Below are 16,203 nucleotides of genomic sequence, written 5' to 3'. Positions count from 1 at the left end.
GACCGCCGCGCCGATGTCTTCCTCGGCAGCATCCACCTCGCCGCCGCCATCACATGGTGGTTATGAGTCCCGGCCCTAGTTGCTGGAGAAGATGTTGCGCCGATTTGGGCCGAGGTCGAGCATCTTCATGCTTGCCTGCCTGAAATTTTGCACGGATGCGTGGCGTCGCTTCCCGCGGGTGCGGGGCAGCGGCCGATATCGTCGATCGGGGCATCGCGATCCTTCATCACCGGTTCTTCCATCTCAACCCCGTAACGATCGATTCGATCCGGCCTTCCGCGCAAGCCGGAACAAGGATGCGAAAACGCCCGGCAGCCTTTCGGCCACCGGACGCCTTCTTCGTGGGGACCGTCCGATCGGGCCGATCAGAAGTCCGACCAGTCCTCGTTATTGGTGCCGTTCAGGCGGGCGGCTGCGTTCGCCATGGCGGGCACCGGCAGCGCCTTCACGGGCGAGACATAGGCCTGATTGCGCTTGGGCGCGGCCTTGGGCTTGGCGGGGGCGGCCTTCGCCACCGGCGCGGATGCAGGCGCGGTCGCGGACCTGCGGGCCTGCGGGCGGCCGTTATCGACCCGGAACAGCGCGGCCTGCTCGGCCAGCGAGGTCACCTCGGTCGTCAGGTTGCGCGCAGCGGCGGAGGTCTGCTCCACCATCGCGGCATTCTGCTGGGTCGACTGGTCCATGGTGCTGATCGCCACGCTGATCTGGCTGATCGCGGAGGACTGGGCCTGATTGTCCTCGGCCATCTGGCCCAGCAGCCCGTGCACCTCGCCGACGCCGCCGGAGATATTCTCCAGCGCATTGTCCACGCGCTGCACCGCGTCCACGGCGGAAACGATGTCGGTCTGGGTGACGGTCAACTGATCGCGGGCGCGCTTGGCTTCCTCCTCCGCGCGCATCGCGAGCGCGCTGACGAGATCGGCGACGACCGCGAAGCCCCGGCCGGCATCGCCGGCGCGGCCGGCTTCCACCGCCGCGTTCATGGCGAGAACCCGGGTCTGGAAGGCGATCTTGTCGACGCCCTCGATCACCTGGTCGATGCCCTTGGCGCTGTGGCTCACCCGCTCCATCGCCTGCACCGCTTCCTCGGCGACGGCGCGGCCGCCGGCCACGGTTGCCAGCGCTTCATCGGCGCGGGCCACCGTCTGCGCCGATGCGCTGGCGCTGGTCTTGAGGCGATCGTCGATCTGGGCGAGCGCGGCGGAGGTCTCCTCCAGGCTCGCGGCATTGCCCTCGGTGCGGCGGGCGAGATCCTCGGACGCCTGGGCGATTTCCTGCGATCCGGTGCGGATGCCGGCGGCGCTCACCGAAACCGCGCCGATCATCTCGCGCAGGCGGGCGATGGCGTCGTTGAAGTTGGTCTTGAGCGAGGCGACCGGAGCCGGGAACTCGGCCGTCACCTCGGCGGTCAGATCGCCTTCGGCCAGCGCGGCGAGCCCCTCGCCCAGCGTGGCGGTGACGAGCTTCTGCTCCTCGGCCAGCTTGCGATCCGCCTCGGCACGCGCGACGGCGGCCAGGCGGAACAACTCGACCGCCTTGGCGATCTCACCCAGCTCGTCGCTGCGATCGCGGTGCGGCACGTTGGCCTGGCGGCCTTCGGCCAGCGCGGTGGTGACGGAGGTAAGTTCCGCCATCGGGCGCGACACGGTCTTGTTGAGCAGGTTCCAGATGATGGCGAGCGCGCCGAGCGAGAAGAAGACCATCACGCTCATGAAGATCAGCGCGTTGTCGGAGAATTTGTTGCCATCCTCGCCGCGGGCGTTGGCGAGCGCGACGGTCTTGTCCATCACCGCCCTCGTGGCGTCGATGGCCGCGTGCGAGGCCTCCTTGCCATCGGCCTTGAGCAGGGCCAGCGCCTCGGCATCCTTATCCTGGCGGCTGAAGGCGACGACGCGGGCATTCACCTGCTCCAGCCGCGTCAGCACCGCGCGGATGTTGGCGACATCGGCGGTGAATTCCTCACCGGCGGCGGCCGCGAACTTGCCGAGGGCCGCGTCGATTTTCTCCTTGTTCTTGGCGATGCGATCGTCGAGGCTCGCCATTTCCGCAGCGCTCACCGAAGTGACGTGCGAATACATCAGGATGCGATATTCGCGCACATAGCCGCGCACGTCGGAGAGCGCATCCACGCTGGCGATGCCACTGGTCACATGTTCGTCGGCGATCTTGCTCAGATGCCGGTTGGCGATGAGGCCGGCGGCCCCGAGCGCGACGACGAACACCGCGATCAATGCGAAGGCGACCAGCATCTTGCGCGGCAATCGCCAGTTGTTGAGAGCGTCCTGCATCCCTGATCCTTAAGCTTACAAGTCGATGGGGGCGGAGTGGCGTCGCTTCGCCATCCGGCATCTTTCCCATTATAGGATGGCAGGCGGCGGGGCGGGTGGCCGCCTTGCGCAAAGCATGTCCGCTTCATGACAAAAGATTGTCGGTCGATCCGGCGCCGGCCTGTTCCGGTCCTATAAGATGGGCGATAGAAACCGGAGACCGAGATCGATGCGTATCTTCCGCCCCGCGCCTTGTCTGGCGCCCGTGGGGCCCGTGCGTTCCCGCATTTTCCCCCGTATCGCCGCCGTCCGCAGCCTGATGATGGCGGCCGGCGCCTGCCTGGCCGGGGCCGGCGGATCGGCCGCCCATGCGGAAGCCAACCCGCTGTTGCAGGCTGTCGGCGCGCCCGAGGGACTGACCCTCAAGGCCGGCATCCGATCCCGGATCGAGGCGATCGACGGCCAGTTCCGGCCGGATGCCGCCGAGAGCGATTTCATGTGGTCGCTCAAGACCACCCTGTTCGCCGAATATGATACCGGCCCGGTCCGCTTCGGGGCGGAGCTGTGGGATGCGCGCGCTTATGGCCAGAAGCGCAACTCCTCCGCCGGGACGGGCGATGTCAACGCCATGGAGCTGATCCAGGCCTATGTCGGGCTCGACGTGAAGGTGCTGGGCGAGGGATCGAAGGCGGCGCTCAATGTCGGGCGCTTCGCCCTCGATATCGGATCGCGGCGGCTGGTGGCGCGGCAGAATTTCCGCAACACCACCAACGCCTATACCGGCGCCTATTTCGACTGGCAGGGCCGCGCCGGCGACCGGCTGATACTGCTCTGGTCGATGCCGCAGATCCGCCTGCCGGAAGATGCCGACGGCATCCGCGACAACGAGGTCGAATGGGACCAGGAGACCACCGACCTCCAATTCTTCGGCGGCACCTTCACCAAGGCAAACGTGCTGGGCGGCACCTTCGAAATCTATGCCTATGGCCTCAACGAACGGGATTCGGCGACGCGGCTGACGCGCAACCGCCATCTCTACACGCCCGGCTTCCGCGCTTTCCGCAAGCCGGCCAAGGCCGCGCTCGATTACGATATCGAGGCCGCCTACCAGTTCGGCGAGGCGCGGGGCAGCACCTCGCCCAGCGACGTCACCGATCTCGATGTCTCGGCCTATCTGATCCATGCCGAAGTCGGCCGCACCTGGCCCGAAGGCTGGCAGCCGCGCCTCTCCCTCCACTTCGATCTCGCCAGCGGCGACGGGCCGGGGGCGAAGAGCTACAACCGCTTCGACACGCTCTACGGCGCGCGGCGCTGGGAATATGGCCCCACCGGCCTCTACGGCCCGGTCGGCCGCGCGAACCTGCTGTCGGGCGGCGCGCGCATCGATGTGAAGCCGGGCAAGCGCGTCGACGGCGCGCTGATGTATCGCGCGCTGTGGCTGGCCGACAGGACGGACAGCTTCGCCTCAACAGGCGTGCGCGATCGCACCGGCCATTCCGGCCGCTTCGCCGGCCATCAGCTGGAAGGGCGGGTGCGTTACTGGCTGGTGCCGGACCTGCTGCGCATGGATGCCGGCGCCGCCTGGCTGGCCAAGGGCCGCTTCCTCAAGGATGCGCCCAACGCCCCGGCCGCGGGCGACACCCATTATGGCTATCTCGATCTGGCGCTGGAATTCTAGGGTCGTCTGGACAAGGCGGTCCGCTGATTGACTGCCGAATATACGATTTGTATATGAATCGTATATTCGGCAGCTTTGAGGGCATCCATGGGCATCGTGAAGATCGACGGCGACCTGCATGAGGAAGCCCGCCGGGCCAGCACGGTCATGTGCCGGTCGATCAATGCGCAGGCCGAATTCTGGATGAAGATCGGCATGCTGGCCGAAGCCAATCCCACCCTGTCCTTCAACGACATCGTGAAGATGCAGTTTGCGGCGGCGGATGTGCGCATCGCGGAGGCGGCGGCCGCCTGACATGGTGAAGACCCCGGACGAACTGGCGCTGATGCGCATATCGGGCAGGTTGCTGGCGTCGGTCTTCGAGATGCTGGACGGGCAGGAACTCGCCGGCATGTCGACGATGCAGGTCAACGATCTGGTCGACCGCTTCATCACCGGCGATCTTGCCGCCCGTCCGGCGAGCAAGGGACAATATGGCTTCGAATATGTCCTGAACTGCTCGATCAATCACGTCGTCTGCCACGGGGTGCCCGATCCCGGCGAGATCATCCGCGACGGTGACATCATCAACCTCGACATCACGCTGGAGAAGAACGGCTTCATCGCGGATTCGAGCAAGACCTACCTCGTCGGCAACGCGCCGGCCGCCGCTAGGCGGCTGGTGCGGGTCGCGCAGGAGGCGATGTGGAAGGGCATCGGACAGGTGCGGCCTGGAGCCCATCTGGGCGACATCGGCTTCGCGATCGAGCGGCATGCCAAGAAAAACGGCTATTCGGTCGTGCGCGAATATTGCGGGCACGGCATCGGGCGCGAGATGCACGAGGACCCGCAGATCCTCAATTTCGGGCGGCCGGGAACGGGTCTGAAGCTGCGCGAGGGGATGGTCTTCACCATCGAGCCGATGGTCAACCAGGGCACCCGCAAGGTTTCGACCGAGAGCGACGGATGGACGGTCGTGACCAACGACCGCAAGCTCTCCGCCCAGTTCGAGCATACGGTGGCGGTCACGGGCGATGGCGTCGAAGTCCTGACCCTGCGGCGCGATGAGGTGCCGATGCTGGAGCGCAGGGCCTGATTGCCGGTTCGCGCCTGCCCCGAGCGGCGCGCCCGGACCGTCAATGCCGGGGGAACATCCCGGCGGCGAACGCGATGCCCAGCGCTTCGGAAAGGCTGCGCACCTCCAATTTCTCCATCAGCTTGGCGCGATAGATCTCCACCGTGCGCGGGCTGATTTCGAGCTGGTAGGCGATCACCTTGTTGGAAAGCCCCTCGATCAGGCCCTTCAGCACGTCCCGCTCGCGGGCCGACAGCAAGGCGAGCTTGGCGGTGGCGGCGGCGACGCGATCGGCTTCCAGGCTCGATCGCTCGAGCCGGGCGATGGCGGTGTCGATCGCCTGGATGAGCGCGCGGTGCGCGCAGGGCTTTTCCAGGAAGTCCACCGCGCCCGCCTTCATCGCCTGCACCGCCAGCGAGACATCGCCCTTGCCGGTCAGCACGATCGCCACGAACTTGCCGGCATGGTCCCCGATCGCTTTCAGCACGTCGATGCCGGAAAGGCCGGGCATGTGCAGGTCGAGCAGCAGGCAGCCGCTCTCCAGCCCGTCCGCGCCGGCAAGGAAGGCGTCGCCCGAGCCGAAGCTGCGCACGCTGGTATCCGGCCGAAGCGCGAGCAGGCTTTCGAGCGAGCCGCGCACGACATCGTCGTCGTCGACGATATAGACATTGTGGCCCGCGATCATGCCGCCAGCTCCGCATTGCCGATCGCCGGCACGGTGAAACGGATGCGCGCACCGCCTTCGGGCCTGTTTTCGGCGTGCATCGTCCCTCCATGGAATTCCACGATCCGCCGGCAAATGGACAGGCCGATGCCCATGCCGTTCGGCTTGGTGGAGTTGAACGGCTTGTAGGGGCTGCCCAGTATCTCCTCCGGTATGCCCGGCCCGTTGTCGCTGACGGCGATCTCCACCATGCCGTCGCCCACGCCGCGCGAAGTGAGCAGGATCTCGGGCCGCGCGTCCGGCCGGTCGCGCTGCGCGTCCACCGCGTTGCGGATCAGGTTCACCAGCACCTGCTGGATCTGCACCCTGTCCGCCAGGATGGTGCGGTGCATGGCATCGGGTTCGTAGCGTATGCCGATCTTCTGCTGCTCGACGCTGGTGAGCGAGAGGCTGACCGCGCCGGCGATGACGTCGACGATCGGCTCGGCATGCACTTCCACATCGCCCTTGGAGACGAAGGTGCGCAGCCGCTGGATGATCTCGCCCGCGCGCAGCGTCTGCGCGCTTGCCATCCGCACCAGATCGGCGGCCTTGCCCGAATCCGGCGCGTCGGCGGCGAGCAGCATCTCCGCCGCGCCCAGGAAGTTGGTGGCGGCGGCGAGCGGCTGGTTCAGCTCGTGCGCCAGGCCGGCGGCCATTTCGCCCATGGCGCTCAGCCGCGATACGTGGAGCAGCTCGTCGCGCAGCTCGGCATGCCTTTCCTGGGCGGCCAGCTTGTCAGTCACGTCGCGGATGAAGGCGGTGAAGATGCGCTCCTCGCCCACCTCCGCCGCGCCCAGCGCCAGTTCGATCGGAAATTCCGTGCCGTCGCTGCGCAGGCCCACCAGCGAGCGCAGCCGGCTGCGCTCGCCGCCGGTATCGGCGTCGCCCGCCAGGCCGGCATCGAACTGGCCCCTAAACCGCTCCGGCATCAGCGCCCGGAAATCCTGGCCCACCATTTCGCCCGCCGGGCGGCCGAACATGCGTTCCGCCGTCGCGTTGAACGATCGGATGACGTTGCGATCGTCGATCGCGATCATCGCGTCGGGCGCGGTTTCCAGGATCGATCCCAGCTCGGACTCGCGTGCGGCGAGCGCGGCGGCGCGGCGCTCGCGCTCGGTGATGTCGGTCATCGACAGCACGACCAGCGGCGCGTCCTGCGCGCGCACCGGCAGCAGCTGGGCCTTCTCCAATATGTGGAGGCGCGTGCCGTCGCGCCGCTGCTCCACCATCTCGCGCTCGCAGGCGCCGGTGCGGGTGATCTCGGCCATCATCGCCGGCCAGTCCTGATCGATCGTGGTGGCCAGCAGGTCGTGCTTCAGCCGGCCCACCGCCTCGCCCGCGTCCCAGAGGTAGAGATTCTCGCAGCCCTTGGACCAGTGGAGGATGCGGCCTTCGGCATCGGTGAGGACGATCGGCGCGGAATCGAGCGCGCGCGTCACCGCCCAGCGGGCATTGTTCTCGCGCGAGATGCGCGACCATGCCCAGAACAGCACCGCCGCGCTCACCAGCACATGCGCGCCGGCCTCCACCATCTCCACAAGCTCCGGCGCGATGCCCGGCAGGCTCGCCGCCCAGAGGCCGCCCAGGCCGAGGACGGCGGGCGCGACCAGCACGAGCACGAAGATCGTCCGCAGCGTCCGCCCTTCCACCCCCTGCGCGGAAAGCAGGCCCGGCCAGCCATTATGGTGGCGCCAGCCGATCAGGGCCAGGGCCAGCGACGCGGTGGTGATGGCCAGCGGTAGCGACAGGGTGACATGCTGGCCGGGGCCGGAGATCGCGACGATGCCGAGCGGCACCGCCAGCCCCGCGATGATGGTGACGCCGAGCACGAGGCTGGCGATCATCACCACGATCTTGCTGCGCCGGCTCACCTCGCGCAGCGCCAGCAGCGTGGCGACGGCGAGCAGGATCATCATCGCGATCGGCATCGGCCCCGGCAGCGTGCCATGGGGGTGGCCCTGCCGCGCGGTGCGGCCGATGGACAGCAGCAGCCGATCCGCGATGGTCGGCGCGTTGCCGGCATAATCGAGCGCCACGCCGGCGGCGATCAGCACGACGGGCAGCATCAGCACCAGCGTGATCGCGCGCTGCCGCCATATCGCGGCGATCAGCGCCAGCGCCACCAGGCCGAAGCCCGCCGCCGTCAGCGGGCGCATGGGATAGGATGGGTGGCCGAAGCCGGCGATGCCCGGCTGGCCGGTGGCCCAGCCCGCGAGCGCGATCAGGCAGCAGGCAAGCGCGGTCAGCGCGCAGACATGGGGAACCCAGCCGGCGTTCAGGCCGTTCCTGGAATCCACATTCCGCTGCGATGGATCCGATCCAAACATCCGGTCGCGCCGCCCGCCACAGTGCTCCCCCCTCGGGAAGCGCTAGCGCAACATGATGCGTTGTCAAACCGAAGAATAGATGCGTCCGCGCCCAATACGACGAGGCGAAGCGAAAGGCTTGGCCAGCGGCTATTCGGATGATTGTTTAAACATATGAAAATAAACGGTGAATATTGTTCGTTCCTGATCGCGTCATGATGACGCTTCAGGCCGCGGCGCTCGCCACCTGGTTATTTTCGCCGGAAAGCCCTTCGATGATCGCGCGGTTCACCGTGATGAGATCCTCGATCGAATCCCGGCCGGCGGCGACGTCGCTCGTATAGCGATCGACCCACAATCCGATCGAGATGATCGAGGCGCGCAGTGTGTCCGGCAGCTGGTTGCCGGGCAGGCCGCAGATCGTGGCGAGGTGGGTCCACACCTCGCGGTTGCGGTGGAGCGTCGGCATCAGCGCCGCGCCGCTCAGGCCCGCGTCGCGCGCTTCGATGAGGGCGCCGGTGATCTGGCTCATCAGGCGATGCTCGGTGGCGCGCGGGGTCGCGACGATCGATTGCGCGCGATGATAGGCGTTCAGCGACATGGTGACTCCTTGAACTCTCCCCAGTCATTTTAGGATGAAGCGCGCGGCATCGGCCGCATGCGAGGGGATTTTTCCTGCACGCACCGGGCGGGGCGGCGGGGCCGGGGGCCGGCAAAGCGTCCCGACTTGGGAAAAAGCCGTCCGCTCGCGCCACCAGCCGATGACTTCATCCTATAATCAGGGAACCGGCTCCGGCCACCCAGTTCTCGGATTTCCTTATGCTCAACGGTATCGGACTTGTCGTCATCCTGGTGTGCGTCTTCGGCAGCTTCCTGATGTCGGGCGGCAACCTGATGGTCATCCTTCATGCGCTGCCGCACGAGATGCTGGCCATCGCGGGGGCGGCGATCGGCGCCTTCATCCTCGGCAATTCGCTGGGGACGGTGAAGAAGGCGTGGAACGGCGTGCTGCGCGTGTTCCGCGGCGCCCGCTGGACGGAAGGCGATTATCGCGACCTCCTGGCGCTGATGTTCACGCTGCTCGCCACCTTCCGCAAGGGCGGCGCGACCGCGATCGAAAGCCATCTGGACGCGCCGGAGAAGAGCGCCATCTTCGGCCGCTATCCCCGCCTGCTCGCCGATGCCGGGCTGGTCGAGTTCATCTGCGATTATCTGCGGATGATGACGGTGAACTTCGAGGATCCCCACCAGATCGCCGAAGCCATGGAAAACGATATCGAGCGGCACCATGCCGAGGAGCTTCTGCCCCAGCATTCGCTGCAGATGATGGCGGATGGCCTGCCCGCGCTCGGCATCGTCGCCGCCGTGCTCGGCGTCATCAAGACGATGAGCTCGATCGACCAGCCCACCGAGATATTGGGCGCGATGATCGGCGGCGCGCTGGTCGGCACCTTCCTGGGCGTGCTTCTGGCCTACTGCCTGGTCGGGCCGATCGCCTCCAAGCTGCACCAGATCGTCGATGCCGATTTCAAGCCCTATTCGATCGTGAAGACCGCGATCATCGCCCATGCCCAGGGCCTGCCGACCCAGGTGGCGGTGGAGCTCGCCCGCCGGATGACGCCATCCAGCTATGCGCCCTCCTTCGCCCAGCTCGAGGTCGCGCTCGATCAAGCCAAGGACGAACTGCATGCCACACCCGTCTGACCTGCCCGGCGAGGATCGCTCGCTCCGGCTGCCCGCCCACGGTTCCACCGTCACCGCCGAAGACCTCCGCGTCCGCCTCGTCCTCGCCGCCGATTTCGACGGCGAGATGGTGATCGACGCCGGCGAGGTGGAAAGCGTCGGCCAGGCGGTGCTCCAGCTGCTCGTCGCCGCGAAGGCGGAGGCCGATCAGACCGGCCAGCCGTTCGCCATCATCAATCCAAGCCCGGCCTTCATCGAGCGCGTCGTCGCCTGCCGGCTGGCCGAAGCCATCGGCCTCACTGCGGAAGGGGAAACAGTCCAGTGAGCAAGCTTATTCTCACCGTCGACGATTCCGCCAGCATGCGCATGCTGCTCAAGACGTCGCTGACCGCGCAGGGGTTCCGCATCGAAGGCGCCAATGACGGCGTGCACGGGCTGGAGCGCATGCACGAGGTGAAGCCCGACCTGCTCATCACCGACATCAACATGCCGAAGATGGACGGGTTCGAGCTGATCGAGGCGGTGCGCGGCGTTCCCGAATTCCGGGGCACGCCGATCCTGGTGCTGTCCACAGAATTTTCGGACGAGAAGAAGGCCCGCGCGCGCGAAGCCGGCGCCACCGGCTGGATCACCAAGCCGTTCGACGCCACCAAGCTGGGGGCGGCGATCCGCCGCGTGTGCCCGTGAGCGCGGGGGACGACGGCCTGGACGAGATCCAGGCGATCTTCTTCGAGGAATGCGCCGAAGGGCTCGCCATCGCCGAGGAAGGCCTGTCGGCCATGGCGAACGGCGATGTCTCCGCCGATGTGATCGCCGGCGTGTTCCGTGCGGTCCATTCGATCAAGGGCGGATCGGGCGCGTTCGGCCATGCCGCGCTGCTCGCTTTCTCGCACCGCTTCGAAAATGTGCTGGACGAGGTGCGCGCCGGCCGGATCGCGCCGACGCCGGCCGTCACCAAGGTGATGCTGGGCGCGTTCGACATCCTGTCCGATCACGTCGCCGCCGCGCAGGGCAATAGCGATGCGCCCGCCGACGAAGCGATGCTGGAGGCGCTGGACGCGATCTTGAAGGGCGAGGGGGCGGCTGCCGAAGGCGGTGCCGCCGATCCCGCGCCCGCGCCGGCCGTGGAAGATAGCGCGCCGGTGGCGGAAGCGGACGAGTTCGGCTTCGTCCCCGTCGCGGCGGGCGTCGAGGATTTCGATCCCTTCGGCTTCGAGCCGGTGGCGATCGACCTCGAGGATCTCTCCCCCGCCGAGCAGCAGCCCTGGACGGTGCGCTTCGGCCCGTCGCGCGCGGCGCTGGCCAATGGCAGCGAGCCGCTGTTCATCGTCCGCGAGCTGGAGACGATGGGCGGCCGGATCGTCGCCGTCGATAGCTCGGCGCTGCCGGGCCTGCGCGATCTCGATCCCGAGGACAGCTATCTCGTCTGGACGATCGAGCTGCCGGGCACGGTGGACGAGCAGGACATCCGTGAATGCTTCGATTTCGTATCGCCGGATTCGGTGATCGATATCGCGCGCGCGGCGGCCGAGGTCGCGGAGGTGGCGGTGGAAGCCGCGGTCGCCGACGCGCCGCCGTCCCCGGCCGCGCCGATCGCCCCGGCCGCAGTCGCGGCAGCGCCCGCAGCCACGCCCGCGCCCCGGCCCGCCGCCACCGGCGAGGCCCGCGCGGCGGCGGAGCCGGCATCCCAGACGATCCGCGTCGATCTTTCCAAGCTCGATCAGCTTCTCAACCTGGTGGGCGAGCTCGTCATCCACGGTTCGATCTTGTCCGATCGGCTGTCGCCGGCGGATCAGGAGCGGGTGGAGCTGCCCGAGCTGTCGCGGCTCACCCGCCAGATCCAGGACAATGTGATGTCGCTGCGCGCGCAGCCCATCCGCCAGGCCTTCTCCCGCGTGCCGCGCATGCTGCGCGACCTGATGGCGGAGACCGGCAAGAAGGTGGTGCTGGAAACCAGCGGCGAGACCACCGAGGTCGACAAGGGCGTGCTGGAGAAGATCGGCGATCCGCTGACCCACATGATCCGCAACGCAGTCGATCACGGCATCGAAAGCCCCGAGGAGCGGATCGCCGCCGGCAAGCCCGCCGAAGGCACCATCCACCTTTCGGCCGAGCAGAAGGGCGCCCGCATCATCGTGCGCGTCGCCGACGACGGGCGCGGCATCAACCGCGAGCGGGTGCGTGCCAAGGCGGTCGAGAAGGGCATCATCAGCGCCGACGCGCAATTGTCCGACGAGGAGATCGACAGCCTGATCTGCGCGCCGGGCTTCTCGACGGCGGAAACCATCTCCAACATCTCCGGCCGCGGAGTCGGCATGGATGTGGTGCGCAGCAATGTCGAGGCGCTGGGCGGCCGGGTGGAGATCCACTCCACGCCGGGCGAAGGCACCACCTTCATCATGGCGCTGCCGCTGACGCTCGCCATCCTCGATGGCATGATCGTCCGCCTCGGCCAGCAGCGCTTCGTGCTGCCGCTGACCAACGTGATCGAGACGGTGCAGCCCGAGCCGGGCCAGGTGAAGCCCACCTCGCCCAATTCGGAGGTGATCGAGCTGCGCGGTTCCTACCTGCCGGTCAAGCGCGTCGGCCAGATCTTCGGCATCGGCGCCAATGATCGCCGCAGCCCGGAGGAATCGCTGGTCATCATCGTCGAGAGCGAGGCCGCCGGCCATGTCGGCCTGATGGTCGATACGATCGAGAACCGCCGCGAGGTCGTCATCAAGAGCCTGGAGGACAATCTCCATCCGATCCGCGGCCTCGGCGGCGCGACGATCCTGGGCGACGGCACGATCGGCCTGATCCTCGATATCGATGCGCTGGTCGCGTCGACCAACCACCAGAGCAAATATGCGATGAAAGGAATGGCGGCATGAGCGCCACTGACAATTCGGACGAACGCAAGATCGTCACCTTCACGCTCGGCGAGCAGATGTTCGGCATCGACATGCGCGCGCTGATCGAAATCCGCGAATGGGAAGAACCCACGCCGCTGCCCAGCGTCGCCTCCTATATCAAGGGCGTCACCAACCTGCGCGGCTCGGTCGTCCCCGTGGTGGGGCTTGCCGAACGGCTTGGTTGGGAACCCAGCAGGATCCATTCGCGCTCGTGCATCCTCGTCGTCAGCATCGGCGGCCGCCAGGCGGGCTTCCTGGTGGACGAGGTGGCCGACATCGTCGCCATCAACGGTGGCGATATCCAGCCGGCGCCCGAGGTCGAGATGGTCGAGGCCAGCATGATCGCCGGCCTCGTCAAGATCGAACGCCGCGCGGCCGAGGCGGAAGATGCCGAGACCATGGTGCTGCTGCTCGATCTCGATGCGCTGGGCCTCACCCGCGTGGGGCTGGATATCGCCGCGTGAAGCCAGCCTCCGCCTCCCTTCCCCGCGAGGGCGCAGATGCCGCCGCGCTCGCCGCCGGCGCGGAACTCGGCCTGCCCGAATTCCGCGCCATCGCGGCGATCATGCAGGAGGACGCGCGCATCCATCTTGTCGAAAGCAAGATCGTGCTCGTCCACTCGCGGCTCAGCCGGCGCCTGCGCGAACATGGCCTGACCCGCTTCGCCGATTATGTCGCGCTGGTGCGCGAGGACCCGGCGGAGCGCCATGCCATGGTCGTGGCGCTCACGACGAACCACACCCATTTCTTCCGCGAGGATCATCATTTCGATCATCTCCGCCAGACGGTGCTGCCGCAGCTGCAGGCGCGCGCGCGGGCGGGGATGCCGGTGCGCATCTGGTCGGCCGGCTGCTCCAGCGGGGAGGAAGTCTATTCGGTCGCGATGACCCTGGCGGGCGACGGCCCGTCCAGCGCCGCCTGGCTGCGCCAGGGCGACGTGAAGCTGCTCGCCACCGATATCGCCCCGCATGTGGTGGAGTCGGTGGCGCGCGGCGTCTATTCCGCATCCACGGTGCAGCCGATCCCGGCCCTGTATCGCGATCGCTGGATGAAGCCCCATGGCGGCGACTTCGTGGTCGCGGACGAGCTGCGCGCGCTGGTGACGGCACGGGTGCTCAACCTGTTCGATCGCTGGCCGATGCGCCAGAAATATGACGTGATCTTCTGCCGCAACGTGATGATCTATTTCGACGATCGCGCGAAGGCGGAGCTGGAGGCGCGCTTCGTCGACATGCTGGCGCCGGGCGGCCACCTCTATATCGGCCATTCCGAACGGCTGGTGGGGGCGGCGGCGCAGGCGATGGAGCCGGTGGGCCAGACCATCTACCTGAAGCCGGGAGGACGGGCATGACCGGACCGACCCGCGTCCTGATCGTGGACGACAGCGCGTCGATGCGCGCCGTGCTGGCCCGCGCGCTTTCGGCCGATCCCGATATCGAGGTGGTCGGCATGGCGCCGGAGCCGCACACCGCGCGCGCGATGATCAAGGAGCTCAACCCCGATGTCGTGACGCTGGACGTCGAGATGCCGGGGATGGACGGCCTGTCCTTCCTCGAAAAGATCATGCGGCTGCGGCCCATGCCCGTCATCATGTGCTCCACGCTCACCGCGCGCGGCGCGGAGGTGACGATCGAGGCGCTGCGGCTGGGGGCGGTGGACTGCATCGCCAAGCCCGCCGGCAACCCGCTGGAGATCGCCCGCGACGCGGCCTTGCTGCGCAAGATGGTGAAGGCGGCGGCGCGATCGTCGGTGCGGCAGGGGCCTTCGCGCCTTGCGCCCGTCGCCTCGCAGCCGGGCCTGCAGCGCGACGTGGTGATCGCGGTCGGCGCGTCGACCGGCGGCGTCGAGGCGCTGTTCTCCGTGATCGGCGCGCTGCCGCCCGATTGCCCGCCGGTGCTGGTCGTCCAGCACATGCCGGCGGCGTTCACCAACGGCTTCGCCGCGCGCCTGGACAGGGAATCGCGCGTTTCCGTCGTCGAAGCCGTTACGGGGACGCCGATCCAGCGCGGGACCGTCTATATTGCTCCTGGGGGAAGCAACCATATGGAGCTGGTGGGGGGCACCAACGGCCATATCCGGTTGCGCCCGGGCGAGCCTGTCGGCGGCCATCGCCCGTCTGTGGATGTGCTGTTCCATTCGGTCGCGCCGCTGGGCGCGGCGGCGGTGGGCGTGATCCTGACGGGGATGGGCAATGACGGCGCGGCCGGGATGCAGGCCATGCGCCTCGCGGGTGCCAGAACGCTGGGGCAGAACCAGGCGAGTTGCGTCGTCTACGGAATGCCGCGCGCTGCCTTCGAACTGGGCGCGGTCGAACGGGAAGTGAGTTTGTCGGCAATGCCCGAGGCGATCCTCGCGGCTTGCAGGAAGTAAGGTTGGGAGCGGTTCATGCCGGCAGCGTCTGCAATTAAGGTTATGGTGGTCGACGATCAGACGAGCATGCGCGCTATGATCCGGCGCGCGCTCCAGGATCTCGGCTTCAAGGATATCCGGGACAAGCCGGGCGCGGTCGAAGCGCTGCCCGCGGTCAAGACGGATCGCGTCCACCTCATCATCTCGGACTATAACATGCCCGACATGGACGGGCTCCAGTTCCTGGAGGCGGTGCGCGCCGATCCGGTGATCGGCAAGACGGTGTTCATCATGCTGACGGGCTCCGCCGACCGCGAGGTCGTGCAGAAGGCGGCCGCGCTCGGCGTCAACAATTATGTCGTGAAGCCGTTCGCGCCCGCCGCGCTCAAGGAGAAGATCGAGCGCGTCTTCGGCGAGCTGACCTGATCCCATGATGCGGCGCATCCCGATCGTCCAGGGCGAGCATGCGGTGGTGGCCGAACCCGGCGTCATCATCTCCACGCTGCTCGGCTCCTGCGTGGCGGTATGCCTGCAGGATCCGGTGGCGCGCGTGGGCGGCATGAACCATTTCCTGCTCGGCGAACCGACCGAGGGCCTGGGCGACCGGGTCGGCCAGGAACGCTATGGCGTGCATGCGATGGAACTGCTCATCAACCGGATGATGCAGCAGGGCGCCGCGCGCAACCGGCTGCGCGCGCACCTTTACGGCGGTGCGAACATCATCGCCGGCCTGGGTGCGATCGGCAGCAGCAACGCCGCCTTCGCCCGCCGCTTCATGGAGACGGAGGGGATCGCCGTCGGCCGGTGCGAGCTGGGCGGCACCAAGGCCCGCAAGGTCGAATTCATGCCCTATGAAGGGCGGGTGCGTTCCAGCGTCGTCGCCGATGCGCCGCCGCCCGTCCTGAACATCAAGCCGCTCACTCCGCCGGACGATGGCGATGTCGAGCTTTTCTGAAAGATCGGTCGAAAAGATGATGGTGACGCAGATTGGCCCGGAAGCAACCTCGCTCTGCGCGGCCGTCGCGATGGAGATCCGCGGCGTGCGCACGCTGATCGAGCAGCTCGCCGAAACGCTCGTCGCCGACGAGCGGTTCGCCATGGATTATATGGACCAGCTCCAGGTCTTCGATCTCGTCATCCAGTGCGCCGACGAAAGCGCCGACCTGCTCGATCGCGTCGCGCAGGGCGAGGGCGTGCGCCCGGCGATCGAGCGGGTGCGGCTGACGGCGGTGCAGGAGCGGCTGCGCGCCGCGATCGGATAAGGGC

Annotated in this window: 17 protein-coding genes; 13 read left to right on the top strand and 4 right to left on the bottom strand. The window is 67.5% G+C overall.

Features of this window, described 5'->3' with window-relative positions:
- Positions 1-365 precede the first annotated feature (365 nt).
- Positions 366-2,288: a HAMP domain-containing methyl-accepting chemotaxis protein gene (locus tag CV103_RS02710; RefSeq protein WP_107393902.1), complete on the bottom strand. Its 1,923-nt coding sequence runs from the start codon at positions 2,286-2,288 to the stop codon at positions 366-368.
- A 253-nt stretch (positions 2,289-2,541) separates the two neighbouring features.
- On the opposite strand from CV103_RS02710, the gene CV103_RS02705 reads away from it, so the two are divergent.
- The 3 genes from CV103_RS02705 to map all read left to right on the top strand — a co-directional run bounded on the left by CV103_RS02705 (position 2,542) and on the right by map (position 5,020).
- A complete protein-coding gene (locus tag CV103_RS02705; RefSeq protein ID WP_245896628.1) occupies positions 2,542-3,945 on the top strand; it encodes an alginate export family protein in 1,404 nt (467 codons plus the stop codon).
- A gap of 87 nt (positions 3,946-4,032) precedes the next feature.
- A complete protein-coding gene (locus tag CV103_RS02700) occupies positions 4,033-4,239 on the top strand; it encodes a ParD-like family protein (RefSeq protein ID WP_107393900.1) in 207 nt (68 codons plus the stop codon).
- A gap of 1 nt (position 4,240) precedes the next feature.
- On the top strand, positions 4,241-5,020 hold the full coding sequence (gene map, locus CV103_RS02695) for a type I methionyl aminopeptidase (protein WP_070934579.1): 780 nt from the start codon (positions 4,241-4,243) through the stop codon (positions 5,018-5,020).
- A gap of 40 nt (positions 5,021-5,060) precedes the next feature.
- Here the strand turns inward: map and CV103_RS02690 are convergent, their stop codons facing one another.
- From CV103_RS02690 to CV103_RS02680, 3 genes are all read right to left on the bottom strand, one after another.
- Positions 5,061-5,684, bottom strand: a complete 624-nt coding sequence (locus CV103_RS02690; protein WP_015458077.1) for a response regulator transcription factor — start codon at positions 5,682-5,684, stop codon at positions 5,061-5,063.
- Positions 5,681-8,002, bottom strand: a complete 2,322-nt coding sequence (locus CV103_RS02685; RefSeq protein WP_245896627.1) for a PAS domain-containing sensor histidine kinase — start codon at positions 8,000-8,002, stop codon at positions 5,681-5,683. The genes CV103_RS02690 and CV103_RS02685 overlap by 4 nt, the downstream gene beginning before the upstream one ends.
- 235 nt (positions 8,003-8,237) lie before the next feature.
- Entirely contained in the window at positions 8,238-8,612 is a 375-nt protein-coding gene (locus CV103_RS02680) for a flagellar biosynthesis regulator FlaF (protein ID WP_070934577.1), read from the bottom strand.
- Positions 8,613-8,830: 218 nt separating this feature from the next.
- On the opposite strand from CV103_RS02680, the gene motA reads away from it, so the two are divergent.
- From motA to CV103_RS02630, 10 genes are read left to right on the top strand one after another with little or no spacing between them, the layout of a single operon-like run.
- On the top strand, positions 8,831-9,715 hold the full coding sequence (gene motA / locus CV103_RS02675) for a flagellar motor stator protein MotA (protein ID WP_015458074.1): 885 nt from the start codon (positions 8,831-8,833) through the stop codon (positions 9,713-9,715).
- The gene (locus CV103_RS02670; RefSeq protein ID WP_015458073.1) at positions 9,699-10,019 is read left to right on the top strand and encodes an STAS domain-containing protein; all 321 of its coding nucleotides are present in this window, start codon (positions 9,699-9,701) and stop codon (positions 10,017-10,019) included. Before motA ends, CV103_RS02670 begins: the two co-directional genes overlap by 17 nt.
- Positions 10,016-10,381, top strand: coding sequence for a response regulator (locus tag CV103_RS02665; RefSeq protein WP_015458072.1), 366 nt, complete (start codon positions 10,016-10,018; stop codon positions 10,379-10,381). Before CV103_RS02670 ends, CV103_RS02665 begins: the two co-directional genes overlap by 4 nt.
- The gene (locus CV103_RS02660; RefSeq protein ID WP_107393898.1) at positions 10,372-12,567 is read left to right on the top strand and encodes a chemotaxis protein CheA; all 2,196 of its coding nucleotides are present in this window, start codon (positions 10,372-10,374) and stop codon (positions 12,565-12,567) included. Before CV103_RS02665 ends, CV103_RS02660 begins: the two co-directional genes overlap by 10 nt.
- Entirely contained in the window at positions 12,564-13,052 is a 489-nt protein-coding gene (locus CV103_RS02655; RefSeq protein ID WP_015458070.1) for a chemotaxis protein CheW, read from the top strand. Before CV103_RS02660 ends, CV103_RS02655 begins: the two co-directional genes overlap by 4 nt.
- Positions 13,049-13,939, top strand: coding sequence for a CheR family methyltransferase (locus tag CV103_RS02650; RefSeq protein ID WP_107393897.1), 891 nt, complete (start codon positions 13,049-13,051; stop codon positions 13,937-13,939). Before CV103_RS02655 ends, CV103_RS02650 begins: the two co-directional genes overlap by 4 nt.
- Positions 13,936-14,958: a protein-glutamate methylesterase/protein-glutamine glutaminase gene (locus CV103_RS02645; protein WP_015458068.1), complete on the top strand. Its 1,023-nt coding sequence runs from the start codon at positions 13,936-13,938 to the stop codon at positions 14,956-14,958. Before CV103_RS02650 ends, CV103_RS02645 begins: the two co-directional genes overlap by 4 nt.
- Before the next feature lie 15 nt (positions 14,959-14,973).
- Positions 14,974-15,363 (top strand): response regulator, encoded by a 390-nt coding sequence (locus CV103_RS02640; protein ID WP_015458067.1) that lies wholly within the window; start codon positions 14,974-14,976, stop codon positions 15,361-15,363.
- A gap of 7 nt (positions 15,364-15,370) precedes the next feature.
- On the top strand, positions 15,371-15,892 hold the full coding sequence (locus tag CV103_RS02635) for a chemotaxis protein CheD (protein ID WP_070936028.1): 522 nt from the start codon (positions 15,371-15,373) through the stop codon (positions 15,890-15,892).
- Complete coding sequence (locus CV103_RS02630) at positions 15,876-16,199, top strand: hypothetical protein (protein ID WP_051128813.1); 324 nt, start codon at positions 15,876-15,878, stop codon at positions 16,197-16,199. The genes CV103_RS02635 and CV103_RS02630 overlap by 17 nt, the downstream gene beginning before the upstream one ends.
- Positions 16,200-16,203 lie beyond the last annotated feature (4 nt).

The sequence above is a fragment of the Edaphosphingomonas fennica genome (assembly GCF_003034225.1).
In the GTDB taxonomy this organism is placed as follows: domain Bacteria; phylum Pseudomonadota; class Alphaproteobacteria; order Sphingomonadales; family Sphingomonadaceae; genus Sphingomonas_E; species Sphingomonas_E fennica.
The sequence above is the reverse complement of the archived record's forward strand: the minus strand, read 5'-3'. Positions and strand labels throughout refer to the sequence as shown.

Bases quoted from the DNA above. Each gene is read 5' to 3' on its own strand.
- CV103_RS02710 (WP_107393902.1), bottom strand. From the start codon at position 2,288: ATGCAGGACGCTCTCAACAACTGGCGATTGCCGCGCAAGATGCTGGTC.
- CV103_RS02700 (WP_107393900.1), top strand. From the start codon at position 4,033: ATGGGCATCGTGAAGATCGACGGCGACCTGCATGAGGAAGCCCGCCGG.
- map (WP_070934579.1), top strand. From the start codon at position 4,241: ATGGTGAAGACCCCGGACGAACTGGCGCTGATGCGCATATCGGGCAGG.
- CV103_RS02690 (WP_015458077.1), bottom strand. From the start codon at position 5,684: ATGATCGCGGGCCACAATGTCTATATCGTCGACGACGACGATGTCGTG.
- CV103_RS02680 (WP_070934577.1), bottom strand. From the start codon at position 8,612: ATGTCGCTGAACGCCTATCATCGCGCGCAATCGATCGTCGCGACCCCG.
- motA (WP_015458074.1), top strand. From the start codon at position 8,831: ATGCTCAACGGTATCGGACTTGTCGTCATCCTGGTGTGCGTCTTCGGC.
- CV103_RS02670 (WP_015458073.1), top strand. From the start codon at position 9,699: ATGCCACACCCGTCTGACCTGCCCGGCGAGGATCGCTCGCTCCGGCTG.
- CV103_RS02655 (WP_015458070.1), top strand. From the start codon at position 12,564: ATGAGCGCCACTGACAATTCGGACGAACGCAAGATCGTCACCTTCACG.
- CV103_RS02645 (WP_015458068.1), top strand. From the start codon at position 13,936: ATGACCGGACCGACCCGCGTCCTGATCGTGGACGACAGCGCGTCGATG.
- CV103_RS02640 (WP_015458067.1), top strand. From the start codon at position 14,974: ATGCCGGCAGCGTCTGCAATTAAGGTTATGGTGGTCGACGATCAGACG.
- CV103_RS02635 (WP_070936028.1), top strand. From the start codon at position 15,371: ATGCGGCGCATCCCGATCGTCCAGGGCGAGCATGCGGTGGTGGCCGAA.
- CV103_RS02630 (WP_051128813.1), top strand. From the start codon at position 15,876: ATGTCGAGCTTTTCTGAAAGATCGGTCGAAAAGATGATGGTGACGCAG.